Raw genomic sequence first — 25,985 nt, 5'->3', positions numbered from 1 at the left:
GGCCCGGGCGCGCAGCGGCCCGGGCGCGCAGCGGCCCGGGGCGGGTGCGGGGCGGGTGCGGGGCGGGTGCGGGGCCCACCGGGGCGCGGGGTCCGCGGGAGGGGGTGCTGCCACCACCGGGGCGCGTCGTGCTGTCAGCCTGGGCCACGACGCCGGGGGCTGCCAGGATATGAGCGTGGCCGACCAGGGGATCTCGGTACTGATCGTCGACGACCAGATGCCTTTCCGCCTGGCAGCGCGGTCGGTGGTGGGTGCCACGCGCGGCTTCACCGTCGTGGGGGAGGCCAAGTCGGGCGAGGAGGCCGTCGACAAGGTGGCCGAGCTCGCCCCCCAGCTCGTCCTCATGGACATCAACATGGACGGCATCAGCGGGATCGAGGCGACCCGCCGCATCACGACCGCCCACCCCGAAGTGCGGGTGGTCCTGTTGTCGACCTACGACGCCGACGACCTCCCCGCCGACGCCCGCACCTGCGGGGCGGTGGCCTATGTCCACAAGGAGCAGTTCGGGCCGGACGTGCTCACGTCCGCCTGGGCCGACGGGGAGTCCGCCTCGCCCACGGCCTGACGCCGTCACCGGCCGTGTCGCCAGGCGGCGGCCGCTGGCCGGCGGTGGTTCAGTGGCTGGCGGTGGTTCAGTGGCTGGCAGCCGGGGCCGCGGGCGCAGCCTCGGGGGTGGGCTCGGGGGCGCCCACCGGGATCCGCCCGGCCACCGTCGTCCCCTGGCCCGGCGCGCTCGTGACGGTCACCGACCCGCCGATGGCTCCCACCCGGTCGCTCATGTTCACGAACCCGGCCCCCTTGGCCAGGTTGCCTTTGGCGTCGAAGCCCGCGCCCGTGTCGCGCACCTCGAACAACAGGTCCCCGCCGTCCTCCCACACGCGCACGGTGGCACTCGCCGACTCGCCGGCGTGCTTGCCGGCGTTCTGCAGGGCCTCCATGCAGCAGAAGTAGACCGCCGCCTCCTCGTCGGGCGTAAAGCGGCGCAGGCCCGCCGCCTCCACCTCGGTCGGCAGTGCGGCGCGCCCCGCGGCGGAGCGAAGGGCCTCGGAGATGCCGCGGTCGATCAGCAGCGGCGGGTAGATGCCGTGCGCCAGGGCCCGCAGCTCCTGCACGGCCTCCTGGAGCCCCTCGCCCAGCTGGTCGAGGATCTGGGCGGAGGCCTCGGGGTCGCTCTGGGCCAGCTGGCGGGCCAGACGCACGTTCACGGCCAGGGCCACCAGGTGCTGCTGGGCGCCGTCGTGGAGGTTGCGCTCGATCTGGCGCCGGGCGGCGTCCGACGCCGCCACGATCCGGGCCCGGGAGGCCTGGAGCTCGTCAGCCTGGCGGCGCACCTCGTCGAGCGACGCCTGCAGCGCCGAGTCGAGCTCCACGTTGTGCAGGGCCAGGCCCACCTGGCGGGCCAGCTCGGTGAGCATGGTGTCGTCGTCGGCGGTGAACTGGTCGCTGTTGGGCGGCCGCACCGCCACGATGAGGCCCAGCACCTGGCCCGAGTGCGTGGTCGGTGCGACGCGCACGATGGAGTCCTCGCGGCCGTGCAGCAGGGCGGGCAGCCAGATCTCGACCCATGCCGTGCCGGTCACGCCGGCGCGGGCGACGACGGTCTGCTCGTCGGCGCTCAGCGCCAGGCGCTCCACCTTGGTGTCGGGCACCGACACCGTCTTCTCGAGGTAGCCGCCCGACCCGGTCCACACCTCGGCCGACGACAGCCCCAGGGTCTTGCGCAGGGACTCGGCCACCTGGAGCAGCAGCTCGTCCATGGGGATGGCTCGCGACAGCCGGCTGCCGAAGGTGCGCAACACCGTGTCGGGGGCCTCGCGCTCGCCGTAGACGATGCGGTTGGCGTACTGCGTGAGCCGCTGGCGTGCGGGCCCGTAGAGCAGCGCGGCGACCGCCGCGGCCACCATGGACAGTGCCAGCAGCGACCGCTCGTGGCGGGTGGGCGTGCGGCCCAGGCCCACGACGATCACGAGGTAGACGATCACCACGATGCCGGTCAGCCCGGCGAGGGACACGGTGTGGGCGAGGATGCGGTCGATGCGCCCGGCGACCCGGCGCGAGCTGCCGAAGGCCAGTGCCACGGCGAGGGGGAGGCTCGCCACCATCACCACGAGCCACGGGCGCGTCGGCCATCCCCACAGCAGGCGCAGGGCGAGCGACACCACGAGCAGCTCGCCGCCCACGGCGATGGCCCAGCCGAACCACTGCATGCGCTGGCGCTCGACGCCGCGCGAGCGCGTGTAGCGACGCTGCGAGCCGATGACGCCGATGGAGCCGCCCACGATGGCCTCGACGCCGACGGGCCACAGCGGCAGCGCCGGGCGCCGCGTCCACAGGGCCACGCCGATGGCCGCGCCCACCACGTAGCCGCCCACGATGGCGGCCCGGCTGAGGCGGCAGCTCCCGTCGGGCAGGCCGAGCAGGAGGTGCATGGCGGCCACCGGCAGCAGAGCGACCGCCACCGGCTCGACGAACCGGGCGATCGACAGCGCCGTGGCGCCGACGGCGGTCCCGTGGGCGTGCGCCTGCACGACGGCCGCCATGAAGCCGGCGACGGCGCCCAGGGCGGTGCCCCCGAGCACGAGCACGCCCTGTCGTTCGAAGGGCCGGCGCACCACCGCGAAGGTCCCGGCGAGGGCGAAGGCGCCCACCAGGACGGCCCGGACGGCTTCGGTGGCCACGTTGCCGTGGCGGCCGAGCACGGGCGCGTAGACCCCGGCGGCGACGGCGACGACCGCCAGGACGGCGGCGGCCAGCGACGTGACGGGACGGCGCGCGGCCGCGACGTCCGCCACCACGCGCGGCCGGTCGGCGGCCACCTCCACGTGCGTCATGTGCCCGAGGGAGACCCCGCCGCCGCCGGCACACTGCTCACGGTGCCGGTCCCGTCGTCCTCGACGCGGCCGTCGCGCATCCGCACGATCCGGGTGGCGGCCTCGGCGACGGTGTCGTCGTGGGTGACGAGGAGGATCGCCTGCCCGCCCGCGTGCAGCCGGCGGAACAGCTCGAGCACTTCGAGCCCGCCCTCGGAGTCGAGCGCCCCGGTGGGCTCGTCGGCCAGCAGGAGGGTGGGCTTGTTGGCCAGCGCACGCGCGATGGCGAGGCGCTGGCGCTGGCCGCCCGACAGCACGCCCGGCGCGGCGCCGTGCTTGTCGGCGAGGCCCAGCATGTCGAGCAGGTCCCGGGCCCGGCTCTCGGCCTGACGACGCTTGGCGCCGGCGATCACCGCCGGGAGCGTGACGTTCTCGAGCACGCTCATCCCTTCGAGCAGGTTGAAGAACTGGAAGACGATCCCGATGTGGGCGCGTCGCATGCGGGCGAGGGCGTTTTCGTCCTTGTCGGCGAGCGACTCGCCGGCGACGAGGATCTCCCCCTCCGTCGGGGTGTCGAGCCCCGCGACCAGGTTGAGCAGTGTGGACTTGCCGCACCCCGACGGGCCCATGACGGCCACGAACTCGGTGTCGTCCATGGTGAGGTCGACGCCCCGGAGGGCCCGGACCGGGGCGCCGTCCGCCTCGTAGGTCTTGCGGACCCCTCGTGCCTCCATCACATGCATGCCTGTACTCCCTTGTCGGTGTCCGTGGTGTCCGTGGTGTCCGTGGTGTCGGTGTCCGTGGTGTCCGTGGTGTCCGTGGTGTCGTGGTGTCCGTTGGCCCGTTGGCGTGGTGCGCGTCGCGCCCTACGCCGTCCCCGCGTCGCCGGCCACCGCTTCCGGTGCCCTCGTGCCGGCGGCCACCTTCCACGCCGAGACCGGCGCCTCGCGCCCCTTCACCAGCGCCGGCGGGATGGCCACCGCCGGCGGCGGGTCGTCGAGCGCCTGGTAGGTGGCCTCGCTGAGCACCGTCTCCCCGGGCTCCGCCCACTGCTGCAGGCGCTGGGACAGGTTGACGGTGTCGCCGACCAGTGTGTACTCGAGGCGCTCCTCGGACCCGAGCAGCGCCGCCGCTGCCGGCCCCGTCGTGACGCCGATGCCGAGCTCGAAGGCGGGGAGGCCGGCCTCGGCCCACCGCTCGTTCACCTTCTCCTGGGCGAGGTGCATCCGCAGGGCGGCCTGCACGGCGCGCGCCGGGTGGTCGGGCAACGGCACCGGCGCGCCGAACACCGCCATGACGGCGTCGCCCACGAACTGCATCACCGTGCCGTCGGCGTCGAGGATGGCACGGTTCATCTCGGCGCGATGGGTGTTCAGCTGGCCGGCCAGCGCACTGGGGTCGGCGCGCTCGGCGATGGTGGAGTAGCCGCGGATGTCGGACATGAGCACGCTCACCACCAGCGAGGCCGTCTCGCCCACGCGCGCACCCTGGCGGACGAGGAGGTCGGCCACGCCGCCGGGGAGCAGACGGCTGAGCGTCTCGCCCTGCTCCTCGCGGTTGACGATGGCCTCGTGGAGCATGCGCAGGCGGCGCAGCGAGTTCTGCCCGCCCGCGCTGGCCTGCTGGGCGATGCGGAGGAAGAGCTTCTCCACGGCGTCGCCGGCGGCCGCCGGGGTGGTGCCCTGGGCCACGGCGATGGCCTTGATCGGACGACCCTCGGCCACCAGGCGCAGGAGGTCCTCCTCGACCTCGGTCAGCTCGCCGGTGTCGGTGACGGGGTGCACCATGGACTCGACGATGGTGGGGTCGAGCACCGAGCCCCCCGTGGCCACGGCCCGCACGGCCCGGATGAGCTGGTCCCCCTCGGCGATGTGGTCCTTCAGGAGGTACGCGCAGCCCGCCGCGCCCTCGTCGAGCAACGAGATGGCGTACTCGGGGTCGTCGAACTGCGACAGGATCACGATCCCGGTGCCGGGGTGCCGCTTGCGGATCTCGTGGGCGGCCTCGATGCCCTCCTGCTGGAAGGTCGGGGGCATGCGGATGTCGGTGACGACCACCTGGGGGGCGAGCTTGCCCGCGCCCGTGACGAGCTCGTCGTAGTCGGCGGCGGTGCCGACCACCTCCACGTCCGGCTCCAGGGCGAGCAGGGCACGCACGCCCTCGCGCACGATCAGGTTGTCGTCGGCCAGGAACACGCTGATGGCGCCCTCGGGCATGCCCCCTATTTGGCCGGACGGGACGGGGAGGGTCAAGGGTGCGCGCCCCCGGCGTGAGGGGGTGCCAGCCGGTGTGTCCCCGGGGTGCCGGCCCGGTCGGGCGCCGACCCGGTCACCCCGGCCCGGCGCCGGCCCGGCGTCAGATCCGGCGCCGGCGACGGTCGGACAGCACCCGGTGGGCGCAGTTGCGACCCACCATGCCGTGCACGCCGCCCCCGGGGTGGGCCGAGGCCGAGCACAGGTAGAGGCCCTTCACCGGCGTGGCATAGCGGAACCACCCCGGCACGGGCCGGAACACGAGCTGCTGGTCGAGCGCGGACGACCCCGCCCCGAGGTCGCCGCCCACCAGGTTGGGGTTCTCGTGCTCGAGGTCCTCGGGCGTGCGCACGGCCGTCCCCACCACCCGGGGCCCGAGCCCCGGGGCATGGTCCTCGAGCCGCGCCAGCACGACGTCGAGGAAGGCGTCGCGCGCCGCCGCCCACGACCCCGACGAGCGCGGCACCGGCGGCACGTGGGTCTCGATCCACAGGGTGTGGCCCCCGGCCGGGGCCCGGCTCGGGTCGGCCACCGACTGCTGGCCCACGATGAGCATCGGCCGGCCCGGGACGATGCCGTGCCGCGCCTCGTAGGCGGCCCGGGCCATGTCGTCGAGGTCGCCGGTGAGGTGGACCACGCCGCAGGCCGCCAGCTCGGGCGCGGACCACGGGGCGGGGCCGTCGAGGGCCAGGTCGATTTTGAACACCCCGGTGCCGTAGCGGAAGCGGCGCACCCCGTCGAGGTAGCGCGCCGGGAGCGCGTCGGCTCCCACCAGGCCGGTGAAGAGCGCGCCCGGCCCCGTGTCGGCGAGCACGGCCCGCCGGGCCCGCACGAGGCCGCCGTCGCGCGTCTCCACGCCGGTGGCGCGGTTGCGCTCGACCACCACCTTGGACACCTCGGCGCCGCAGCGCACCACCCCGCCGGCCTCCTCCACGGCGCCCACCAGCGCGGCGGCCAGCCGGCCGGCACCGCCGACGGGCACGGGCATGCCCACCTGCTGCGCGGCCATGGCCAGGATGAGCGCGGCGGGGACGCTCCCGGGGCTGTCGACGGCCACGTCGGCGTGGGAGGCGCCCGCGGCCAGCAGGGCCCGGGCCGCGGGGTCGGTGAAGCGCCCGGTGGCGAGCGCCTCCATCGGCGCCAGCATCAGCTGGGTCGTGTCGAACAGGCCGCGGCGACGCGCCCGGCGGGCGAAAGCGAGGCCGGGCCCCGGCGCGCCCACGGGGCCGAGCATCTGCCGCAGGAAGGCCGTGCCGACGCCCTGCCACCAGCCGTAGAGCTCCCGCCAGGCGGCGCCGTCGGCCGGGGCCCGCCGGGCCAGCCCCTCGGCGGTGCGGGCCACGTCGGCGTGCACCGTGGCGACGTGGTCGGGCGAGACCGCGGCGGCCACCGGCACGGAGAAGTGCGCCCACTCGACGGCGCGGTCGAGCCCCAGCTCGTGCAGGACGGGCGAACTGTGCAGCAGGCCGTAGAAGGCGGAGTAGGTGTCGTGCACGTAGCCCGGCACGCTGAGCGCGCCACTGTGCACGGCCCCGCCGGCGACCGCCGAGCGTTCGAGGACGGTCACGCGCCACCCGGCGCGGGCCAGGAGCGCGGCGGCCACCAGGCCGTTGGGCCCGGAGCCGATGACCACGGCGTCGACGTCGTCCACTGCGGGCCTGCCTAGGCGCGCCCGCAGGGCGAGGGCAACCTCAGCGCTGCTCCTCGCGCCGGTGCCCTGCGCTCAGCTCGGCCAGCGCCGCCCGGTCGATGCGGTCTGCGGGGGCGACGGCGAGCTTGCACGCCGTGACGGCGCGCACCGTCGACGTGCGGCGGCCGCCTTCGAGCACGGCGCGCTCGCCGTGCATCGACCCCGGCCCGTACTCCGCCAGGCGCTCGCCGTCGACCTCGATCCGCACCACGCCGTCGAGCACGAGGAACACGTCGTCCTCCTCGGCGCCCTGCTCGGTGACGGCGGCGCCCGCCTTGACCGTGCGGACCTTGGGCTTGGCGCCCCCCTGCATGAGCGTCAGCGACAACTGGCGCTCGAGCGCCGACTCCACCTCGGTGGTGAGCGCCTCGGAGTCCTGGTCGCCCCAGGGGCTGTGCTTGCCGAAGGCGCGCCGGTACCAGTTGGAGAAGTCGATCATCCCCGACTTGGCTGCCAGCTTGCCGCCGCCGTCGTACACCCAGTGGCGCGGGAAGCTGCTGGCGCCCGTCAGCGTGAACGACGACGTCCCGTCGGCACGGACCGTGAGGGCGAGCGTGGTCCACGCCAGCGGCGCCGCGAACTGCACGTAGGGCGCCCGACGCACCCGGCGCGGGGCGGGCACACCGGTGCGACCTCCCGCCGTCTGGAAGAACGTGACCTCGGTGGCACCGACCTCGGGACCGGGGTGCAGGTCGGGGAGGGCCACCGCCTCGAAGGCGACCTCCTTCTTCCCGAGGCGCAGCAGCGTCGAGCAGATGAGCCCCCCGCCCGACTGGCCGTGGCCCACGATGCGCCCGCCCTCGACCTCGATCCAGCCCTGGAGCCGGTTGGCGAACCGGAAGCGGCCCTCGCGCCGGAGCGTGTCCAGGTCCTCGATGACGTCGGGCGGCGGCTGGTCGTAGTGGGCCACGCCCGTCTCGAAGGGGAGCTTGGTGGCACCCCCGATGGCCTCCGAGGGGATCCACGAGATGGACGTCACAGAGGATTCGATGCGCATGGTGCCTCCCTGCCCGGCTTCCTGCTGGCACCATACCGAGCGGCGGCCGCCGACCCAAGGGTGAGGGCCGGTGTCCGCCGGGGGGGTTGGCACCACCGGGGCCCAGGCTTCGGGTCGGGCCTCTCCGTCAGGCTGCCGGTCAAGCCTCCCCGTCAAGGCTGCCGGTCAGGCGGGCAGGAAGCGCAGCTCGGCCCGGCGCATGCCGCTCACCACCGAGGAGGGGGTCCGCTCGACGGTGCCGGCCCGCTCCACGCCGGCGAAGCGGTCGAGCAGCTCCTCGAGGACGACCCGGCCCTCGAGCCGGGCGAGGGCGGCACCCAGGCAGAAGTGGTTCCCCTGTCCGAAGGCGAGATGGGGGTTCGGGGCCCGGCCCACGTCGAACACCGACGCCGTGGGCCCGAAGGCGTCCTCGTCGCGGTTGGCCGAGGCGAAGAGCATGAGGACCGGCTCCCCTTCGGCCACGGGCACGCCGCCCACCGTGGTGTCGCGCGTGGCGGTGCGCATGAACGACACCACCGGGGAGGTCCAGCGCAGCATCTCCTCGACGGCGCCGGGGACGAGCGAACGGTCGGCCCGCAGGCGCGGCCACTGGCCGGGATGGTCGGCGAAGGCCACGAGGCCCGAGTTGACGAGGTCGCGCGTCGTCTCGTTGCCGGCCACGAGGAGCTGCACGAGGAACATGCCGAGCTCGTCGTCGCTCAGCTGCTCGCCGTCGACTTCGGCCTGGGCCAACTGGGTCAGCACGTCGTCGCGCGGACGGGCCCGACGGTCCTTGGCCGCGCCCACGAGGTACGCCACCATCTCCGCCATGAGCTGCGCCCGACGCTCCTCGGGCCAGTCCGTCGCTCCGGGGATGACCGCCTCGGACCACTCGTAGCACCGCTCCCATTCGTCGTCGGGCACGCCCAGGATCTCGCTGATCACCTGGAGGGGCAGTGGCACGCCGAGCAGGGCGACGACGTCGGCGGGGGTGCCGGCGTCGAGCCGGTCGACGAGCGCGGCGGTGCGTGCCCGCACCACGGGCTCGAGGCCCCGCACGACCGACGGCTTGAACCCGGGCTGCACGAGCCGCCGGTAGCGGGTGTGGACCGGCGGGTCCGAGTGCATGATCGTGGGCGGCGACGCGTACGTCGTGCCGATCTCCTCGACCAGGATGCCGCGCCCGGCGCAGAAGGTGGCGTGGTCGCTCTCGATGGCGGACACGGCGGCATGGGTGGCGACGGCCCAGAAGCCGCGCTCGTCGTTCCACGACACGGGCGCCTCGGCCCGCAGCCGGGCGTAGAGCGGGTGCGGGTCGGTGACGTAGAGCTCGGGGTCGAGCAGCCCGGCCGCCAGCGCCGTCCCCGGTCGTCGCCACTCGGACACGGCGACACCCTATCGAGCGGGCTATGGAGCGGCCGGGTCGGCGAACCGCGGCGGGCGGCGCTCGGCGAGTGCGGCGACCCCCTCGGCGAAGTCTGCGCCGGTCATCATGGAGCGCAGGAGGGCTTCGGCGTCGCCCACGGCCGTGGCGGCGTCGCGGTGGAGGTCGGTGTACATCTGCAGCTTGGTGGCCGCCAGCGACGCGGGTGAGACCTCGGTCGCCAGGGTGCGGGCATACGCGACCACCGCCTCCATGAGCTCGTCCGGCGGCAGGACGCGGTTGACGAGCCCGATCTCGAACGCCTCCTCCGCCAGCAGCACCCTGCTCGAGAACAGCACGTCGGCGGCGCGGGTCAGGCCCACCAGGCGCGGCAGCAGCCACGACAGCCCGAACTCCGCCGGCAGGCCCAGCCGCCCGTGGGCGGTGGTCAGCTTGGCTCCCGCCGCTGCGAAGCGAAGGTCGCAGTAGCACGCCAGGGCGAACCCGACGCCCGCGGCGGGCCCGTTGACGGCGGCGATGATCGGCTTGGGCACCCCGAAGTGGTACGCCAGCTCGGCGTCGAATTCGGGCCGGACCCCGTAGCCGGGCGCGGCCAGGCCCGGCCCCGTCCCCGGGTCGTAGGCGCCCCGTTCGACGTGGCCCTCCAGCGCGCGCGTGTCGGCCCCGGCACAGAAACCCCGGCCGGCCCCCGTGACCACCACCACCCGGACCGACGGGTCGGCGGCGGCGCGCGCCACCAGGGCCCGGTACTCGGTGTTCATCCGCCCCGTCCAGGCGTTGAGACGCTCGGGACGGTGGAGGGTGATGGTGGCGACGGCGTCGGCCACCTCGTAGCGCGTCACCTTCAGGTCGCTCAGCTCCACGCGCCCATTCCTATCGGACTTCGCTCCGGTTCCGGTCGTCCGGTCGGACCGGCCGTTGTCGGAATGTTGGGCGCTGCGGGCCTCAAGTTCCGGCCGGGCCGGCCGATGTTGTTGTCGGACACCTTCAGTTCCAACCCCACACTCCAGCAATCCCCAAAGTCGAGAACCCCCACCGAACGGTGGGGGTTCTCGCGTGGGGGGCCCGGGCGCACGGCGGCCCTCGCGTACCATCGCGGCGATGCCCGGCCCGCCGCCCGTGCTCGGAACGCTGGACCCGAGCGCACCCTCGCCGTTCGGGCGCGACAGCATCGTGCGGACGGTGGTCGCCCAGCCCGTCACGGCCCTGCTCGTCCAGCGCGCGCTGGTGATGGAGGTGGCCCACCCCGCCGTCGCCGCCGGGGTCGAGCACCACAGCCGCTTCCAGGCGCGCCCGCTGCGCCGGGCCTGGGCCACCGCCGACGCCGCCGTGCGCCTCGTCTTCGGGGACGACCGGGTGGCCCGGGGCGCGGCGCGCCAGATCTACCGGGTCCACGACCACATCCACGGGAGCCTGGCCGTCCCGGCCGGTCCGGGGCAGGCCGGTCCGGGGCAGGCCGGTCCGGGGCAGGCCGGTCCGGGGCAGGCCGGCGTCTACGGGGACCCTGCCGATGTCTACACGGCGCATGACGCCTCCCTGCTGACATGGGTGTGGGCCACGCTCGTGGACACGGCCGAGACCGCGTTCACTCGCTGGGTGCGCCCGTTCACCGCGGCCGAAGCCGAGTCCTTCCACGCCGAGATGCGGGCCTTCGCGCTCTTCCTCGGTATCCCCGACGTGCTCGTTCCCGGCGACCGGGCGGCGTTCGCGGCCTACCTCTCGGGCATGCTCGCCGACGAGCGGCTCGGCACGAGCGCCCGCAGCCGGGAGGTCGCCCGTCAGGTGTTGTGGTTCCGCCACTGGAGCGTGCCGCCACCCGTCGTGCGCCTCGAGCGGGCGCTCGCCCTGGCGACCCTCGACGCCCGCCTCGGCGACCGCCTCGGCCTCGACCCCGGTGTCGACCTCGCGCTCGGGCGTCGACTCGATGCCCTGCTGACCGAGCACTACCGGCGCCTCCCCCGGTTCCCTTCGGTGCTGCCCGGCCTCTACGTGGGGTTGCGCCGGCCCAGCATCGGGCTCACCCAGCGGCTCCGTACCGGCCACCGGCGGGTCGTGCGGGCCGAGTTGGACGAGGGTTGAGGCCCCGTTGGCCTCTGGCTGAGATGAGGCGCCCACTATGGGTGGCATGTGCCGCCTCGCCGCCTCGGGTGTCTCGTTGGCCGTGTTGACCGTCGGTGTCGTGGTCGGAGCGGTGTCGGGCGTCTCCGGAGCCTCGGCGTCCACGGTGGGATCGAAGACCCAGGCCGTCGTGTGCCCCGGCAGCGGCCTCGTCCTGACGCTGCGCTCGTCGTCTCGCTCCCGGGCCCACTCCTCGGGCCCCGGCGGGCCGGGGTGGGTGTCCGGGCAGGTGCTCGTCACCGCGGCCGACCACCGCTCGACCCGGTTCGTCACCCGCTACCGGCGCCAGGGCGCTCCGGCAGGCGGGGAGGGCACAGTGGTGACGGGCCAGTCCGTGCAGATCTCCCCTGGTGGGGGACCATTCTGGGTGAACGGGACGGCCTATCTCGCCCCCGATGGGCTCCTCGGCCGCACCACCGGCTCGACGACCTCCATCTGCGCCGCCCTCGGCGGTTGACCTGAAGGCGAGGCCGCCGGCAGGAAATTGCCACTCTGCACGGTTATCTACCCACTACAAGCAGTGATAGTGCCGAGTTTCTCTTGTAATACCGTGTCAACGTGGCAATATTCCCACTGATGCCACATGCGCCGGCACTAAGAGTGATTCCCGGGGGAGCGGCTTTACCGGAGGCCGGCGACGCCCCGACCTCCAGACGCACCCGCGCACCGGACCCGTGGCGCCCGGCGGCGTGGCGATGGTTCCTGGGCGGGGGGCTCGTCGTGCTCCTCCTCGGCTCCACCGGGCTTCTCGGCGCGGCGGAGCCCACCTCGGTGTTCGCCCTGGGGGCGGCCACCCTGCTCGCCCTGGTCCTGTCGGTCCGCCACAACCACCCGGCCCTGCCCTGGCCCTGGTGGGCGATCGCCGCATCGGTGGGTCTCTTCCTCGTCGGCGGCGCCGCCCGCATGGACCTCCACACCCTCGGCAACCTCTCCTCGAGCCGGTCGCTCGTCCCCGACCTCGTCGCCCTGCCCGGCTACGCGCTGGGTGCAGCCGGCCTGCTCGGCTTCTCGCGCGCCCGGCACCAGGGCCGGCAGCGCCACTTCGGCGTCGTGCTCGACGGCGTGATCGCCGCGCTGGCGATCCTGGCTGTGGCATGGGTGTACGTCATCGACCCCGTGCTGTTGCACCGCCAGGTGCCGATGGCGGTGCGCCTGGTGCTCGTGTGCTACCCCGCGATGTCGATCTTCCTGGTCGTCGTCACCGTCCGGATCGCCTTCAGCCCCGAACAGGAGCGGGTCCCGTCGTACTGGTTCCTGCTTGCCGCCATGACGTGCATGTTCGCCGGCGACACGCTCTACATGTTCGCCGACATCGACCTCGTGAACGTGGCCGGCAGGTTCCTGGACCTGCCCTACGGCCTCGCCTTCGTGGCGACCGGCTCCATGGCGTTGCACCCCTCGATGCGCGCCCTCACCGAGTCCGCCGGGCACCGTCCCCAGGCGTCGTCGCCGGGCCGCATCATCCTGGTGGCGGTGGGGCTGCTCGTCCCCGCGGTGCTCACGCTCCAGCACCCCTACAGCTCCATCCGCGACCGGGTGGCGCTGTTCCTCATCATCATCATGCTGACCGCCGCAGCGGTGATGCGCATCGTCCAGGCGCTGCACCTCGCCGAGCGCTCCGAGGCCCGCCTCGCCTACCAGGCCATGCACGACAGCCTGACGGGGCTGCCGAACCGGCGGATGATGCAGGAGCACCTCAAGCACGTGCTGCGCCGGGCCTCGGTCGACGAGACCCACGTGGCGCTGCTCTTCCTCGACCTCGACCGTTTCAAGCTCGTCAACGACACCCTCGGCCACACGCACGGCGACGAGCTGCTCGTCGCCGTGGCGCGCCGCCTGCAGGAGCACGTGCGGCCGACCGACCTCGTCACGCGCATCGGCGGCGACGAGTTCATGATCGTGCTCGGCGAGGTGGTCGGCGTCTCCCAGGCGCTCGAGCTGGCCAACCGGCTGCGTTCGTGCCTGCGGGCCCCGTTCGTCGTGAACGAGATGGAGTTCTACGTCTCCGCCAGCATCGGCCTCGCCTTCGCGTCGGGCGACGACCCCGAGGCCGATGCCGAGATCCTCGTGCGCGACGCCGACACCGCCATGTACCAGGCCAAGGACGCCGGCCGCGACGCCGTGGCGGTGTTCGACGAGTCGATGCGGACGAAGGTGTCCGAACGCGTCGAGCTGGAGCACGACCTCCGCCGCGCCGTCGAGCTCGGGCAGCTGCATCTCGTGTACCAGCCCATCGTCCGGATCCCCCACGGCCCGATCGAGGGGGTCGAGGCGCTCGTCCGCTGGGCCCATCCGACCCTGGGGGTCATCCCGCCGCTGAAGTTCATCCCGCTGGCCGAGGAGAGCGGGCTGATCATGGGCATCGGGGAGTGGGTGCTCGAGGAGGCCGTCCGGCAGCTGGCCTCGTGGCGCCACCAGGCGCCCGGGTTGGAGGACCTCTACGTGGCCGTCAACCTCTCGGCCGCACAGCTCCACGACGAGAAGTTGGTCCGGCGGGTGCGGACCGCGCTCGAGAGCCACGGGCTCGAGGGCAGCGCCCTGTGCCTCGAGCTCACCGAGTCGGTCGTGATGGAAGAGCCCATGGCCGCGGCGGTGGTCCTCACCGACCTCCGCCAACTCGGCGTCCGCCTGGCCATCGACGACTTCGGCACCGAGTACTCGTCGCTCGCCTACCTGAAGCGGTTCCCGGTGACGAGCCTCAAGATCGACAAGTCGTTCGTGGACAGTCTCAACGACGAGGACAGCTCCGACGCCACGCTCATCGCGGCCGTCGTCGCCATGGCGCACGCGCTGGGCATCTCCACCATCGCCGAAGGTGTCGAGACCCCCTCGCAGGCGCAGCGGCTGGTGGAGTTGGGCTGCGACGCCGTGCAGGGATACCTGTTCTCGAGGCCGGTGCGGGCCGAGCAGCTGCCGTACGTGGTCAACACGCTGTGGAAGCAGGGCAACGACGTCCTGCAAGGGTCGGCGTCCTAGCCACCAGCCGGCCAACGCGCCGTCGAGCGGCTCCGTCAGGCGACGAGGTCGACGGCGGTGCTGACGTCGAGCGGCCGGACGGCGGGCTCCAGCCCGACGCCCTTGAAGTAGAGCGCGTGCAGGGCGGGGTCCGAGGCGGCGATGCGGCGCTCGGTGTCCGACACGTTGCACCACACGGGCATGCTCGCCGGTGACCCCAGGTAGGGCTGCGCGGGGACATCCTTGAAGCCGGCCATGGGCATGCGCAGCTTCCAGCGGATCATCCGGAACACCGGCACGTCGAGGATGGCCACCAGCCATTCGATGCCGCACGGCGGGGTGGCGAGCGCCAGGGCCTGGTACAGGCCCATGCTCACCAGGCCCATCGTCGCCTTCCCCCGGTAGTCGGGGGCGACGGCCAGGGTGGCGATGTCCCACGTCCTCGCCAGGTCGATGTCGAGGCCGGTGCGCGTCGCCATGTCCCGGAGCGGTTCCCCCCACAGCGGCTCCACGTCGTCGGACGACTTGAACCCGGCCTTCGACGGCAGCAGCACCCGCATGGTGCCGGCCGGCACCATGCGGCGGTGGTCGATGACGCAGAAGAAGATGCTCGAGTCCTCGTAGGGCCCGTACTCCTTGGCGAGGAGCTCGGCGGTGTTGCCGAAGGTCTCCAGGAACACGACACGCTCGACATGCCGGGCGAGCTCGGCGCCGGGGTCGGCGGAGCGGAACAGGTAGACCCCGAGCGGTGCGGTCGCCCCGGGGGCGGCCACCCGGCGTGCCAACCGTCGTAGGTCGCCCTCGCCCGGTTCCGACGTCCGCGCATCGTGCGCATCGTGCGCATCGTGCGCATCGTCCATGTCGTCGAGCGGTGCGGCGCACCCGGTGCCCACTCGCTCGTGGCGCCGCCCCGCGCCGAGGTCGTCGAGCACGTCGTCGCGCACGTCGCCCCGCACGTCGTCGCGCACGTCGTCGCGCACGTCAGGGTGGAGGGCGACGCCGGGCCCGGTGCGCACGGCGGGGTGGGCGACCATCGTCAGAACGCCTTGGCGACGATCCGGTGGGCGCCGAAGAACTCGCGGGTGTACTCCACGGCGCGCGGCATGTCGAAGGGCTTGCACGTGTACACGTCGACGCTGAAGAACAGCACGGGCGTGTCCCAGGCGTAGAGGTGTGCCCCGGAGTTCTCCCAGTGGATCCAGCCGGCCCACCCGAAGCGGTCCGAGCGGTGGGTGACCGGTTCGAGGAGGACCGTCATGTCGCACACCTCGGACAGCCCCATCAGGTACCGCTGGATGGCGCCGTCGGAGATGGGGTCGGCGCAGGTTCCCTCGATGACCAGCCGCTGCCGGCAGATCATCGGCGCGAGGTCGGGCATGGCGTGGGCGAAGACCGACGAGGGGAGTCCCATGGGGAAAAGCGTACGGATTGCCGACGGAAATGGGCAAGGGGCGTTCGGCCTCTCACATAGGGTGACGACTTAGCGCACAGTGTGGTTGGAGAGGCTGATGTGAAAGTCGGCTCGGCATCGACGTGTCCCGGGAGGGTATGCCCGCGACCAGGCACGCGACGCGCGTCGCCGACGCGCGTCAGAGCGTCGCCAGGAGGTGCTCGACCTCCGTGCCGACGAGGGCGCGCGTCTGCACCGGGTCGTCCGCGTTCGCCACGAGCATGGCGGCTTCGTTGAGCGCGGCCAGGAGGAGGTGCGCCAGCGGTTGGACCTGGCGGCGGGGGATGAGCCCGGCGTCCATGCACTGCTCGAGCGCCTCGGACACGAGGCCCAGGCCGTACACGGTGTCCATGTCGCGCCACGCCTGCCACCCGAGCACCGCCGGGGCGTCGAGCAGCACGATGCGGCGCACGGCGGGATCGAGCGCGGCGTCGAGGAACGCCAGGCATCCGGACCGGAGGTGCTCGACGGGGGTGTCCCCCTGCATGGCGGCGACGGCGATCCGCTCGGTGAGGTCGCGCTCGACCGACTCCACGACGGCGTGGAACAGCCCCTGCTTGGTGCCGAAGTGATGCGAGAGCGCGCCGCGCGTCACTCCGGCACGCTCGACGATCTCCTCCTGGCCGGCCCCGGCGAAGCCGCGCTCGGCGAACAGCTGCCGCCCCGCGTCGAGGAGGGCCCGGCGGGTGGCCGCCCGACGCTCGGCCTGGCTGCGCCGCCGGTGTGCCGCCGTGGGCTCCCCGTTGACATCCATCCTGCCTCTCAGTATAAATGCGGGTAACCTGCATGTAAGTGATCCCAGGAGGGAACCCATGACGCTGCCCCGTACCGAGGTGACATCGGGACTCGTGACCGAGCTGGAGTCCTTCGGGGACCTCATCCGCCCGCTCGACGCGGAGTCGTGGGCGGCCCCGACCCGCTGCGAAGGGTGGGCGGTCTGCGACGTCGCCGCGCATGTCGTCGGGTCGATCGCCGACGTGGTGTCGGGGCAGATGGAGGGCCTCGGCTCGCCCGAGGTCACTGCCCGCGAGGTCGCCGAGCGCAAGGGCCGCACATCCGGTGAGCTGGCCGACGAGCTGGACAGCGTCACCAAGCAGGCTGCCGACCTGGCCGCCGTCTTCGACGACACCACCTGGGAGCTGGCTGCACCCGGCGGCTACGACGGCACCTTGGGCCAGGGGGTCGAGGCCCTGTGGTTCGACACCTACCTCCACGCCGACGACATCCGCGCCGCGCTCGGCCGCCCGTCTCTGCGCGGGACGGGCCTGCGGGCGAGCGTTCACCACGTCGCCTTCGAGCTCGGGAAGCTGGGGTGGGGGCCGGCGACGCTCGCCTTCGACGGCGTCGAGGAGGTCGAGGTGAATGCCGGCGGCGCCACGCACTCCGGGGACGCCCTGCAGTTCGTGCTGGTCGCCACGGGCCGCGCCGACCCGGCGGCGCTGGGCCCGGAGGGCCCGATCGACATCTACGCGTGACACGCGGTGCGGTGCGGTGCGGTGCGCGCCCCCGGCGACGGGGCGCCGCACGCCGCACGCCTCAGCGGCGTCGGCCGCCCCCGTGGCGCTGGCCCCGGGCGAAGGCGAACCCGGCCAGCCAGCACACGAAGAACACAAGGGCTGCGATCCACAACAGGTGGACGGCGAACCCCGCGCCGGCGAAGACGAGGGCCAGCAGAAGAAAGACCAGGACGAGGCACCCCATGGCTGCACGGTAGCGGTCCGCGGGGGCGCCGCCACCGCGGGCCGCGGCGCGCGCCGACGCGCCGGTACCCGCCCCTCTACGGGCGCCGGTAGCGGTCGGGGAGCTCCGTCGCCCGGGAGGCGCCCAGGAGCTCGGCACCGGCGGCGTCGAGGTGCTCGAGCGGGCCCGGCCCCGCCAACCCGGGGATCGACACCACCACGCCCGCCGCCAGGTCGGCCAGGCTGGCGGCGACGACGGCGTCGGGCTCCATGCGCGGGACCTGGCTCAGGTCGAGGCCCTGGCGGCTGTGGAACTCGGAGCGCACGACGCCGGGACAGACGACCTGGACGTCGACGCCGCCGGGTCGCACCTCCGCCGCCAGGATCCGGCTGAACGTGACCAGGAACGACTTGGTGGCCGCGTACACCGCCCGCTGGGGCAGGTGCGGCGCGTCGGCCGCCGCGCTGAACGCCAGCAGGGACGCCACGTTGACGATCGCCCCGTGGCCACGCGCCAGCATGCCCGGGACCGCGGCCCGGCTGAGCAGGACGGGGGCCAGTGCGTTGACGTCGACGAGCTCGCGTGCCCGCGCCGCCGGGAGCTCGCCGAACGGCATGTAGTGCGCCAGGCCGGCGTTGTTGACGAGCATGTCCGGGGCGCGCTCCTCGACGACGGCGCACAGCACGTCGACGTCGTCGGCGTCGCCGAGGTCGGCGGTGACCGGCCGCACCCGCACGCCGTGCGCGGTGCCGAGCTCGTCCGCCAGGGCGTCGAGGCGCTCTGACCGCCTCGCCGTCAGGACGAGGTCCCAGCCGTCGGCGGCCAGCCGTCGGGCATAGGCCGCACCGATCCCCGACGACGCGCCGGTCACGATCGCCGATCCGGCCATGGTGCGCTCCCTTCCCCGATCAGGCGCCCGTGCCGTGGCGATCCCCGGCGTCGAGCGTCCGGAGCACTCGGCACGGGTTGCCGGCGGCGACGACACCGGCGGGCACGTCGCGCACCACCACACTGCCCGCGCCGATCGTCGTCCCGTCCCCGATGACCACGCCGGGGCACACCACCGTCCCGCCCCCGATCCACACGTCGGGCCCGATGGTCACGGGCGCGGCGCGCTCGAGACCGCTCCGGCGCTCCGTCGCGTCGAGGGGGTGCGTGGCGGCATAGAGGTGGACGCCCGGGCCGATCTGCACGTCGTCGCCGATCTCGACGCGGGCGCAGTCGAGGATCACGCAGTTGGTGTTGAGGAACACCCGAGACCCCACATAGATGTTCCTGCCGTAGTCGCAGAAGAACGGCGGCACGATCTCCACCCCGCTGCCCACGGCGCCCAGCAGCTCCAGCAGGACGTCGTCGCCTTCCGACAGCCGTCGCGCCAGCAGGCGGGCCCGGGCGCGCTTGGCCACGAGCTCGGGGTCGGCGGCGCGGTAGGGCGCTCCCGCCAGCATCTTGTCCTCTTCGCGTTCCACGGCCGACCTCACGCTATCCGGGGCCGGGCCGGGGACGCAGGCGCTACTCCGGCCAGAACCCCAGGTCAGGGGCCTTTCACCCTTCCGAGAGAGAAATATCGGGAAACCGCTCAAGTCGGGGCGTCCCCGTGCCGATACACAACGGGGAGGTGGCGGCGTCCGCGCCGGCTGGTTCCCGGGCCGGGTCGGCGACGGTGCGGGCCGTCCGGCGACCGCACTCCCAGGACTGCCCCCGTGGCCGTGTCGGGTCTCTTGACGTGGGGGCTAATGGCGGCGGCAGCTTGTGTCGATGTTCCTGCCATGTGGTCACGCCGCAAGTCCGATGTTCCCGACGCGCCCGGAGCGACCCCTACGCCAGGGTCGGAGGACACGTTCTTCGCGGTAGCGGCACAGAGCCCTCATGACACCGTCGCCGAGGCCGGGCACCCGGCGGGCGCCAGCACCCTTTTCGTGAACGCATCGCGCGAGGCCATCGACCCCTCCGGGGCCGGTACGTCCGAGGACGCCGGCAGTACGGCCGTCACCCACGCACCGGACTCGACCGGCTCGACCGGCTCGACCGGCTCGACCGACGCGTCCAACGCAGTGCGCAGGTTCGTGGCCGGGGCCAGGGCCAGGGCCAGGGCCCAGGCGACCGCCTCGTCCACGGCGACAGGTGGGTCCGAGGCGATGCGCACGCCCGACTCGACCCCCGGGCTCGAGGCCTCGCACCCACCCCAGCCGGAGCCCGCGCCGAAGGCTGTGGTCCCGTTCGAGGGCGCTGACGGCGCCGGGCCCACACCGGCGGCGTCGATCCCGGCGGCAGAGCCAGAGCCAGAGCCAGAGCGGGAGCCAGAGCCCGGTGGGCCCGGGCGCGTCCGACAGGACGAGGAGCAGCCCGGCGGCGTCCGGTTGCCGCGGCGCGGCACGGCGCGGGCACTGCTGGCGTTGTTCCTCGTGATCGGGCTGGCGACGGCCGCCGGCGCCGGTTGGCAGTGGAGTCGCACCGTCGACCGACAGACCCGACAGACCTTCCACCACCAGGCGTCCACGGTGGCCGCCGCCGTGACCACCGCAATCAAGCGCGACGCGGACCTCACGGTCACGACGCGTGCCGTCATCGAGCAGAACCCGCTGATGACCAACGCCGGGCTGGCCCGGTGGTTCTCGGCGCTCACCTCCTCGCGGCACCCCGACGCCCTGGGGACCGCCTATATCCAGACGGTGTCCCACGCCGAGCTCTACTACTTCCTGTTGGCGATGGCGGCCGATCCCACCAGCGCGCTCGAGGCAGACGGGCCGTTCGCCGTCACCCCGGCCTCGGCGCGGGCCCCATACTGCTTCACCCGGCTCCTGGCCCTGAGCAGTGCGGTGCAGAGCGCCGGTGACGCCGCCATGCCCCCCGGGCTCGACTGGTGCGCGACGGCGGCGGCCGGTGCGCTGACGGCGGCGCGCGACTCGGGCCAGCCCTCCGTGGCCCGCGTCCTCGTTCCCGACGAGAGCGCCCTGCTCGGCCTGCACCCCTCGGGGGGCGCCGCGCCGGGCACGCAGGTCGAGAGCCTGAAGTCGATCGACCAGGCGCTCGGGTCGGCGATCGTGGTCTTCACCCCGCAGTACAACAGCCCGTCCACCCCGACGACCGTGACGGCCCGGCGTGCCGCCTTCGAGGGGTGGGTGGCCGGCATCTTCGACACCGGCAGGATCCTCACCGCCGCGGTGGGATCGCATCGCGACTTCCAGGTCGTGCTGGCCCGGCAGACGCCCGGGACGGCGCCGCTCGTCGTCGCCACCCACGACACCACGGGCAAGGCCGCCGGCCTCACCGCCACCATCCCCGCCCCGGCCGACGGGCTGTGGAAGGTGACCGTGCGCCGTCCGGCCGTCACCGGATGGGCCACGGGCCGCATGCAGGGTCTGGCCGTCGCCGGCGCGGTGGTCCTCGGCACGCTGCTCCTCTTCTTCGTGCTGCGGTCGCTCGTCGCCTCGCGCCGTCGGGCACTGGTGCTGGCGGCGGCCCAGGACGACGAGCTGAACCACATGGCGATGCACGACGTGCTCACCGGCCTGCCCAACCGCATGCTGGTCGTCGACCGCGCCGAGCAGATGCTGGTCCGCAGCCGTCGCAGCCAGATGCCCTCGGCGGCGCTGGCCCTCGGCCTCGACGACTTCCGGAAGTTCAACGACCTCCACGGCCGGCAGGCCGCGGACGAGCTGCTGAGAGCGGTCGCCGACCGCCTCACCACGCTGCTGCGCGAGGCGGACACCGTGGGCCGCCTCGGCGGTGACGAGTTCGTGGTCCTGACCGACGGCGCCTCCCTGGCGGCGGGGCCCGAGCTCGTGGCGGAGCGGATCCTCGACGTCATGGGAGAGCCCTTCTACCTGGGGGAGGGCCACCCCAACCCCTACACCGTGACGGCGTGCGTCGGGATCGCGCTCGGCCCGCGCATCGAGGCCGAGGACCTGCTGCGCGACGCCGACGCGGCCCTGACCCAGGCCAAAGCGGCGGGCAAGGCCCGCTTCGCGCTGTTCGGGCAGGACATGCCGCAGGCCATCGAGAGCCGACTGGCGTTCGAGACCGAGCTGCGCACGGCGGTGGCGGCCAACCAGTTCTTCCTGCGGTACCAGCCCATCTTCGACATCGAGTCCCGCACCACCACCGGCGTGGAGGCCCTGCTGCGCTGGCAGCACCCCACCCGCCGCGTCATCCCGCCCGACCACTTCCTCCCCCTGCTCGAGGAGAGCGGGCTGATCGTTCCCGTGGGGCGGTGGGTCCTGCGCGAGGCGTGCCGGCAGGGATCGCTCCTGCACGGGAACGGCTACCGGATCGCCATGTCGGTCAACGTCTCGGCGTGCCAGCTCGAGTCCGACATGCTGGTGAACGACGTCAGCGACGCCCTGACGGCGTCGGGCTTCGACCCGCACGCCCTGGTGATCGAGATCACCGAGACCACGCTCACGCGCGACACGGCGCTCATGGTGGAGCGCCTCGTCGCTCTGAAGGCGCTCGGCGTGCGCATCGCCATCGACGACTTCGGCACGGGCTATTCGTCGCTGGCCTACCTGCGCCAGTTCCCGATCGACATCCTCAAGATCGACCGGTCGTTCATCAGCTCGATGGCCACGACGCGTGACTCGTCGATGCTGATCCACACGCTCGTGCAGTTCGGCAAGACCCTCGGGCTCGAGACCATCGCCGAGGGGATCGAGGAGGAGGGACAGCTCGACCCGCTCCTGGCCGAGCAGTGCGACACGGGTCAGGGGTTCCTCTACGGACGACCCCTGTCGCCGACCCAGCTGGACATCTTCCTCCGGACGCACATCACCCAGGAGCCTCCGCTCTGGGTCGTCACCCCCAAGCTGCGGGCCAAGAGCTGAGCGCCCGTCCTCCCGGCGCGATGGTGCCATGATTGGCGCCTGACGCCGGTCGCGGCCGGCGGCGGTGACGGAGGGGGAGAGCAGTGGCACGGACACCGGTCAGCCTGTGGGCGAGCGATTTCGACGTCCTCGCCCCCGAGTACGTCGCCGACCCCTTCAGCGTGTGGGACGAGCTGCGCACGACGTGCCCGATCGCTCACACCGACCGGCGGGGCAGCACGTGGCTGCCGACCCGCTACGAGGACGTCACCGCGATCGCGCACGACATCGAGCACTTCAGCTCCCTCGAGGTGGCGGTCATCCCGTTCGAGGGAGAGGAGCCCGAGGAGCCGATCCTCCCCTACGGGCTCCCGCCCATCTCCGCCGACCCACCCCTGCACACGTGGACGAGGCGGTTGCTCCTGCCGTGGTTCTCGCATCGCCGCGTCGAGGGCTACGAGGCGATGACGCGCTCGCTGTGCTCGTCGCTCATCGACGGCTTCATCGACGACGGCACGGCGGACGCCGCCTCCGACTACTCCCAGCAGATCCCCGTGCGAGTGATCGCCCACATCCTCGGGGTGAGCCCCGACCTGGCAGACACCTTCACCGGGTGGGTGCGCGACGTGCTCGAGTTCGCCGACGACCCCGAGCGCCGCGCCCACGGGGTGCACGGCTTGCTCAACTACTTCGTCGAGGAGATCGGCACGCGCCGGGATCATCCCGGGGAGGACCTGCTGAGCGCACTCCTGCACACCGAGGTGGACGGCGCCCCGCTCGAGACGAGCCTGGTGCTCGGCTCGGCCGCGCTGGTGCTCATCGCCGGCGTCGACACGACGTGGAGCGCCATCGGCTCGTCGCTCTGGCACCTGGCGACGCACCCGGCGGACCGCACGCGCATGGTCGAGGACCCCGAGGTCATGGCGCTCGCCGTCGAGGAGCTGCTGCGGGCCTACTCGCCGGTGACGATGGCCCGCGTGGTCACCTCGGACGTGGAGTTCGCCGGGTGCCCCATGCGCGCCGGCGACAAGATCCTGATGAACTTCCCGGCCGCCAACCGCGACCCCGAGGTGTTCCCCGACGCCGACACCGTCGTGCTGGACCGGGCCCACAACCGCCACGTGGCGTTTGGCTCGGGCATCCACCGGTGCGCAGGCTCCAACCTGGCCCGGATGGAGCTGCGCGTCGCGCTGGAGGAATGGCTGCGGCGTATCCCCGAGTTCCGCCTGGCCGACGGCCGGGAGGTCACGTGGGCGGGCGGCCAGGTCCGTGGGCCCCGGCTGCTCCCGGTCGTGTTCCCATGAGGATCCGCGTCGACCCCGACAAGTGCCAGGGCCACGCCCGCTGCTACGGGCTCGCCCCCGAGCTCTTCGAGATCGACGACTACGGCTTGTCCACGGTGGTCGGCGACGGGACCGTGCCTCCGGGCCTGGAGGACAAAGCCCGACTGGCCATCGCCAACTGCCCCGAGTTCGCCATCGAGGAGGACGCCGGCGGCTAGTGCTGGTTGCCCAGGGCGGCGTAGGGGCGGCACGGCTCCCCCCGCAGGGCCCCGCAGGCGGGCATCGCCGCCGTGGGCACGACGCCGCTCACGACGTTGACGGCGAGCGACGACGCCTGGGCGCCGCGGAGCGACACCGTGTCGGTCACCGACCCGTGCGTGGCGGGGGTCTCGAACGCCCACGACGGCCGGTCACCGCCGGGCGCCGAGATCACGACTCGTAGCCGGGTGCCCGCCCGGAAGGTGTGCGCGATGGGGTCGATCGGGATGCGCACCAGCGTGAAGCGCCCGGCCGGCAGGTCCCGCTCGTCCTTGCCGCGATAGGTCGGCACGGGGTCGAGGGTCGTCGACGCGGCGGTGAGCGTGCGGTCGCGGCTGCGCAGGAACCCCGAGGTGACGTACTCCTCCTCGGTCGAGCCCGGGCGCACCTCGGTCACCGTGGCCTGCAGGTCGGTGCTGTGCGCCGCCGACTCGAGCCACAGGTCGAGGCTGGCGGGCCCCACGATCGTCGTGGGGCCCGTGAACGCCGGCGTCTCGAAGGCGATGCCGTTGGCGGCCGGGACCGGCGCCCACCGGTAGGGCGGCTGGGCGGCCCAGGCGTTCCCCGACGGCAGGTCGGTCGTCGGTCGCACCGAGGGGTCGGGTCGGAACGACACGGGGGCGCCGCCGCCGCGGGTGGGGGAGAGGGTGCCGCCGGCGCCGAGGAACCAGCGGGTGACGGCCCCGCGTGGCGGCCACGACGCGTAGTCGGCCTCGAAGGCGGGCTGGAGCGCCCCGGCGCCCAGGTCCCCGCCCCCGTTGTCGAAGAGCACCCGGACCCGGGGGTCCTGGGAGGCGAAGGACGCCTTGGCGTCCTTGACCGACGACGCCGTCATGAAGCGCAGGGCCGGCGGGGCCATGGACGCCGCCCCGCCGGTGGCGTTGGCGTACACCGCCGGCGCCAGCAGCGACAGGAACGGCGCCGGTGTCGGCACCCTCCCGGCGACGAAGATGTCGAGGAACTCGAGCCAGCGCGAGACCGTGTCGGGGCCGAGCGAGTCGATATGCGTCCCGTTGAGCATGGTGGCGTAGACGTTCTTGTCGCGGCGCAGGGCGGTGATGAGGGCGGGCCACTGCGGGCCCGTCTGCTCGTCCTGGAGTGCGCCCACCAGGAACACGGGCACGGTGATGTGCGACGCCCACACCGCCGGGGAGCGGCGGTCGAACAGCGCGGGGTCGCGTGCCAGCCCTGGGCCCACCAGCGCGGCGAGCTTCTGGGCCTCCAAGTGCAGGCGCTGGTTGGCGAGACACGTGGTGTCACCGGCGTCGATCTCGGCCGCGGCCCACGGTTGGCCGCCGTGCGGTGCGGCCTGGGCGTCGTGGATGCGCTCGGCGATCCAGCTCTTGGCGAACCCGTTGTTGTAGATGCCCCCCGGGTAGCCGGTGGAGAACAGGTCGTCGGTGGCGCTGAGCGGGGCGATGGCCGCCAGATCGGGCGGGTCGGTGCCCGCCACCTCGAGCTGCGAGATGCCCGAGTACGAGATTCCGACCATGCCCACCTTGTGGTGCAGGGCCCAGGGCTGGGCCCCGACCGTCTGGATCACGTCGTAACCGTCGTAGTCCGAGGGCAGCCCGAAAAGGTCGAAGGCGCCCCCCGAGCAGCCCGTCCCGCGCATCTGCACGCTGACCGAGGCGAAGCCGAGCAGGGGGGCGATGGCCCCACCGACGATGGTGGCGGAGTCGGGGACCAGGGGGTCGTTCGCTTGGCCCTGGCCCTCGAGCGAGGCGATGAGGCTGTGGGGCGCGGCCGTGGCGTAGCCGGAGTACTCGATCACCGTCGGGAACGGCCCATCGGCCAGGGTCTTGCCCGGCGGGAGGCGCACCGTGGCGGCGATGGTGATGCCGTCGCGCATGCGCACGTAGTTCAACCCCGCCTCGAGGTGCTGCGACGAGTAGAACGACGCCGGCGGCGTCGACTTCGTCGACAGGACCGAGAACGGTGCCGTGGCGCGACGCTTCCCGTTCGACTCCTCGAACCGGAACCCGCCGCCGGGCGTCAGGTTGCGGACGATGAGGCTCCCGAGGCGGTCCACGACGCCCGAGCCCACGGTGGAGCCGGCACCGTTCACCAGGGTGAGGTGGGCCCCGGGTGTGGCCCCGAGCACGTACGCCTCCTCGATCGACCCGTGGCCCTTGAACGGTGCGAGGCCCGAGGCCCCCGACGCACCGGTGGTGCCCACGCCCGTCACACCGAGCGCCACCGCGCCCGCCAGCAGTGCAGCCGCGAGTCGCGTCGTGGTCAACCCTCGCACCGCACACCCCCGTCGCGCCCGCCACCCGCCCTGGGCGGCGCGAATCGCTCGGCCAGGGTAGTCGTGGTGCGGA

Annotated in this window: 23 protein-coding genes; 8 read left to right on the top strand and 15 right to left on the bottom strand. The window is 73.4% G+C overall.

What is annotated here, in order from left to right; all coding sequences use genetic code 11:
• Window positions 1-175 precede the first annotated feature (175 nt).
• Entirely contained in the window at window positions 176-568 is a 393-nt protein-coding gene (locus VMV22_07105) for a response regulator transcription factor (GenBank protein ID HUY22093.1), read from the top strand.
• A gap of 67 nt (window positions 569-635) precedes the next feature.
• On the opposite strand, the gene VMV22_07100 is transcribed toward VMV22_07105, so the two are convergent.
• The 7 genes from VMV22_07100 to VMV22_07070 form a co-directional block, all read right to left on the bottom strand.
• A complete protein-coding gene (locus VMV22_07100; protein HUY22092.1) occupies window positions 636-2,834 on the bottom strand; it encodes a histidine kinase in 2,199 nt (732 codons plus the stop codon).
• Entirely contained in the window at window positions 2,831-3,547 is a 717-nt protein-coding gene (locus VMV22_07095) for an ABC transporter ATP-binding protein (GenBank protein ID HUY22091.1), read from the bottom strand. Before VMV22_07095 ends, VMV22_07100 begins: the two co-directional genes overlap by 4 nt.
• Before the next feature lie 132 nt (window positions 3,548-3,679).
• A complete protein-coding gene (locus tag VMV22_07090) occupies window positions 3,680-5,029 on the bottom strand; it encodes an adenylate/guanylate cyclase domain-containing protein (protein ID HUY22090.1) in 1,350 nt (449 codons plus the stop codon).
• Window positions 5,030-5,168: 139 nt separating this feature from the next.
• The gene (locus tag VMV22_07085) at window positions 5,169-6,716 is read right to left on the bottom strand and encodes an NAD(P)/FAD-dependent oxidoreductase (GenBank protein ID HUY22089.1); all 1,548 of its coding nucleotides are present in this window, start codon (window positions 6,714-6,716) and stop codon (window positions 5,169-5,171) included.
• Window positions 6,717-6,756: 40 nt separating this feature from the next.
• A complete protein-coding gene (locus VMV22_07080) occupies window positions 6,757-7,752 on the bottom strand; it encodes a cyclic nucleotide-binding domain-containing protein (GenBank protein ID HUY22088.1) in 996 nt (331 codons plus the stop codon).
• Between the two features lie 165 nt (window positions 7,753-7,917).
• On the bottom strand, window positions 7,918-9,117 hold the full coding sequence (locus VMV22_07075; GenBank protein ID HUY22087.1) for a cytochrome P450: 1,200 nt from the start codon (window positions 9,115-9,117) through the stop codon (window positions 7,918-7,920).
• A 21-nt stretch (window positions 9,118-9,138) separates the two neighbouring features.
• The gene (locus VMV22_07070; GenBank protein HUY22086.1) at window positions 9,139-9,978 is read right to left on the bottom strand and encodes an enoyl-CoA hydratase-related protein; all 840 of its coding nucleotides are present in this window, start codon (window positions 9,976-9,978) and stop codon (window positions 9,139-9,141) included.
• 238 nt (window positions 9,979-10,216) lie between these two features.
• Between VMV22_07070 and VMV22_07065 the strand changes: the two genes are divergently transcribed.
• From VMV22_07065 to VMV22_07055, 3 genes are all read left to right on the top strand, one after another.
• The gene (locus tag VMV22_07065) at window positions 10,217-11,194 is read left to right on the top strand and encodes an oxygenase MpaB family protein (GenBank protein ID HUY22085.1); all 978 of its coding nucleotides are present in this window, start codon (window positions 10,217-10,219) and stop codon (window positions 11,192-11,194) included.
• Window positions 11,195-11,240: 46 nt separating this feature from the next.
• Entirely contained in the window at window positions 11,241-11,690 is a 450-nt protein-coding gene (locus VMV22_07060; protein ID HUY22084.1) for a hypothetical protein, read from the top strand.
• A gap of 263 nt (window positions 11,691-11,953) precedes the next feature.
• Window positions 11,954-14,209 carry an EAL domain-containing protein gene (locus tag VMV22_07055; GenBank protein ID HUY22083.1) on the top strand — a complete coding sequence of 752 codons (2,256 nt, stop codon included), beginning with the start codon at window positions 11,954-11,956 and terminating at the stop codon, window positions 14,207-14,209.
• A gap of 35 nt (window positions 14,210-14,244) precedes the next feature.
• Here VMV22_07055 and VMV22_07050 read toward each other — a convergent pair whose 3' ends face one another.
• The 3 genes from VMV22_07050 to VMV22_07040 form a co-directional block, all read right to left on the bottom strand.
• Window positions 14,245-15,222: a hypothetical protein gene (locus VMV22_07050; GenBank protein HUY22082.1), complete on the bottom strand. Its 978-nt coding sequence runs from the start codon at window positions 15,220-15,222 to the stop codon at window positions 14,245-14,247.
• 2 nt (window positions 15,223-15,224) lie between these two features.
• On the bottom strand, window positions 15,225-15,599 hold the full coding sequence (locus VMV22_07045; protein ID HUY22081.1) for an S-adenosylmethionine decarboxylase: 375 nt from the start codon (window positions 15,597-15,599) through the stop codon (window positions 15,225-15,227).
• Window positions 15,600-15,777: 178 nt separating this feature from the next.
• Window positions 15,778-16,392, bottom strand: coding sequence for a helix-turn-helix domain-containing protein (locus VMV22_07040; protein ID HUY22080.1), 615 nt, complete (start codon window positions 16,390-16,392; stop codon window positions 15,778-15,780).
• A 58-nt stretch (window positions 16,393-16,450) separates the two neighbouring features.
• On the opposite strand from VMV22_07040, the gene VMV22_07035 reads away from it, so the two are divergent.
• The gene (locus VMV22_07035; protein ID HUY22079.1) at window positions 16,451-17,113 is read left to right on the top strand and encodes a maleylpyruvate isomerase family mycothiol-dependent enzyme; all 663 of its coding nucleotides are present in this window, start codon (window positions 16,451-16,453) and stop codon (window positions 17,111-17,113) included.
• 61 nt (window positions 17,114-17,174) lie between these two features.
• On the opposite strand, the gene VMV22_07030 is transcribed toward VMV22_07035, so the two are convergent.
• The 4 genes from VMV22_07030 to VMV22_07015 all read right to left on the bottom strand — a co-directional run bounded on the left by VMV22_07030 (window position 17,175) and on the right by VMV22_07015 (window position 19,464).
• The gene (locus VMV22_07030; protein HUY22078.1) at window positions 17,175-17,339 is read right to left on the bottom strand and encodes a hypothetical protein; all 165 of its coding nucleotides are present in this window, start codon (window positions 17,337-17,339) and stop codon (window positions 17,175-17,177) included.
• Between the two features lie 76 nt (window positions 17,340-17,415).
• The gene (locus VMV22_07025; protein HUY22077.1) at window positions 17,416-18,207 is read right to left on the bottom strand and encodes an SDR family NAD(P)-dependent oxidoreductase; all 792 of its coding nucleotides are present in this window, start codon (window positions 18,205-18,207) and stop codon (window positions 17,416-17,418) included.
• Window positions 18,208-18,226: 19 nt separating this feature from the next.
• Window positions 18,227-18,787: a sugar O-acetyltransferase gene (locus VMV22_07020; GenBank protein HUY22076.1), complete on the bottom strand. Its 561-nt coding sequence runs from the start codon at window positions 18,785-18,787 to the stop codon at window positions 18,227-18,229.
• Between the two features lie 398 nt (window positions 18,788-19,185).
• Window positions 19,186-19,464: a hypothetical protein gene (locus VMV22_07015; GenBank protein HUY22075.1), complete on the bottom strand. Its 279-nt coding sequence runs from the start codon at window positions 19,462-19,464 to the stop codon at window positions 19,186-19,188.
• A gap of 214 nt (window positions 19,465-19,678) precedes the next feature.
• Between VMV22_07015 and VMV22_07010 the strand changes: the two genes are divergently transcribed.
• From VMV22_07010 to VMV22_07000, 3 genes are all read left to right on the top strand, one after another.
• Entirely contained in the window at window positions 19,679-22,141 is a 2,463-nt protein-coding gene (locus VMV22_07010; GenBank protein ID HUY22074.1) for a bifunctional diguanylate cyclase/phosphodiesterase, read from the top strand.
• 83 nt (window positions 22,142-22,224) lie between these two features.
• The gene (locus tag VMV22_07005) at window positions 22,225-23,424 is read left to right on the top strand and encodes a cytochrome P450 (protein HUY22073.1); all 1,200 of its coding nucleotides are present in this window, start codon (window positions 22,225-22,227) and stop codon (window positions 23,422-23,424) included.
• Window positions 23,421-23,621: a ferredoxin gene (locus tag VMV22_07000; protein ID HUY22072.1), complete on the top strand. Its 201-nt coding sequence runs from the start codon at window positions 23,421-23,423 to the stop codon at window positions 23,619-23,621. The genes VMV22_07005 and VMV22_07000 overlap by 4 nt, the downstream gene beginning before the upstream one ends.
• On the opposite strand, the gene VMV22_06995 is transcribed toward VMV22_07000, so the two are convergent.
• Window positions 23,618-25,903 carry a CocE/NonD family hydrolase gene (locus VMV22_06995; protein HUY22071.1) on the bottom strand — a complete coding sequence of 762 codons (2,286 nt, stop codon included), beginning with the start codon at window positions 25,901-25,903 and terminating at the stop codon, window positions 23,618-23,620. The genes VMV22_07000 and VMV22_06995 overlap by 4 nt on opposite strands.
• Window positions 25,904-25,985: the final 82 nt, after the last annotated feature.

The organism is Acidimicrobiales bacterium, assembly GCA_035531755.1.
Lineage (GTDB): Bacteria > Actinomycetota > Acidimicrobiia > Acidimicrobiales > UBA8190 > DATKSK01.
The sequence above is the reverse complement of the archived record's forward strand: the minus strand, read 5'-3'. Positions and strand labels throughout refer to the sequence as shown.

Bases quoted from the DNA above. Each gene is read 5' to 3' on its own strand.
- VMV22_07030 (HUY22078.1), bottom strand. From the start codon at position 17,339: ATGGGGTGCCTCGTCCTGGTCTTTCTTCTGCTGGCCCTCGTCTTCGCC.
- VMV22_07090 (HUY22090.1), bottom strand. From the start codon at position 5,029: ATGCCCGAGGGCGCCATCAGCGTGTTCCTGGCCGACGACAACCTGATC.
- VMV22_07060 (HUY22084.1), top strand. From the start codon at position 11,241: ATGTGCCGCCTCGCCGCCTCGGGTGTCTCGTTGGCCGTGTTGACCGTC.
- VMV22_07065 (HUY22085.1), top strand. From the start codon at position 10,217: ATGCCCGGCCCGCCGCCCGTGCTCGGAACGCTGGACCCGAGCGCACCC.
- VMV22_07050 (HUY22082.1), bottom strand. From the start codon at position 15,222: ATGGTCGCCCACCCCGCCGTGCGCACCGGGCCCGGCGTCGCCCTCCAC.
- VMV22_07080 (HUY22088.1), bottom strand. From the start codon at position 7,752: ATGCGCATCGAATCCTCTGTGACGTCCATCTCGTGGATCCCCTCGGAG.
- VMV22_07025 (HUY22077.1), bottom strand. From the start codon at position 18,207: ATGGCCGGATCGGCGATCGTGACCGGCGCGTCGTCGGGGATCGGTGCG.
- VMV22_07100 (HUY22092.1), bottom strand. From the start codon at position 2,834: ATGACGCACGTGGAGGTGGCCGCCGACCGGCCGCGCGTGGTGGCGGAC.
- VMV22_07000 (HUY22072.1), top strand. From the start codon at position 23,421: ATGAGGATCCGCGTCGACCCCGACAAGTGCCAGGGCCACGCCCGCTGC.
- VMV22_07040 (HUY22080.1), bottom strand. From the start codon at position 16,392: ATGGATGTCAACGGGGAGCCCACGGCGGCACACCGGCGGCGCAGCCAG.
- VMV22_07035 (HUY22079.1), top strand. From the start codon at position 16,451: ATGACGCTGCCCCGTACCGAGGTGACATCGGGACTCGTGACCGAGCTG.
- VMV22_07045 (HUY22081.1), bottom strand. From the start codon at position 15,599: ATGGGACTCCCCTCGTCGGTCTTCGCCCACGCCATGCCCGACCTCGCG.
- VMV22_07095 (HUY22091.1), bottom strand. From the start codon at position 3,547: ATGGAGGCACGAGGGGTCCGCAAGACCTACGAGGCGGACGGCGCCCCG.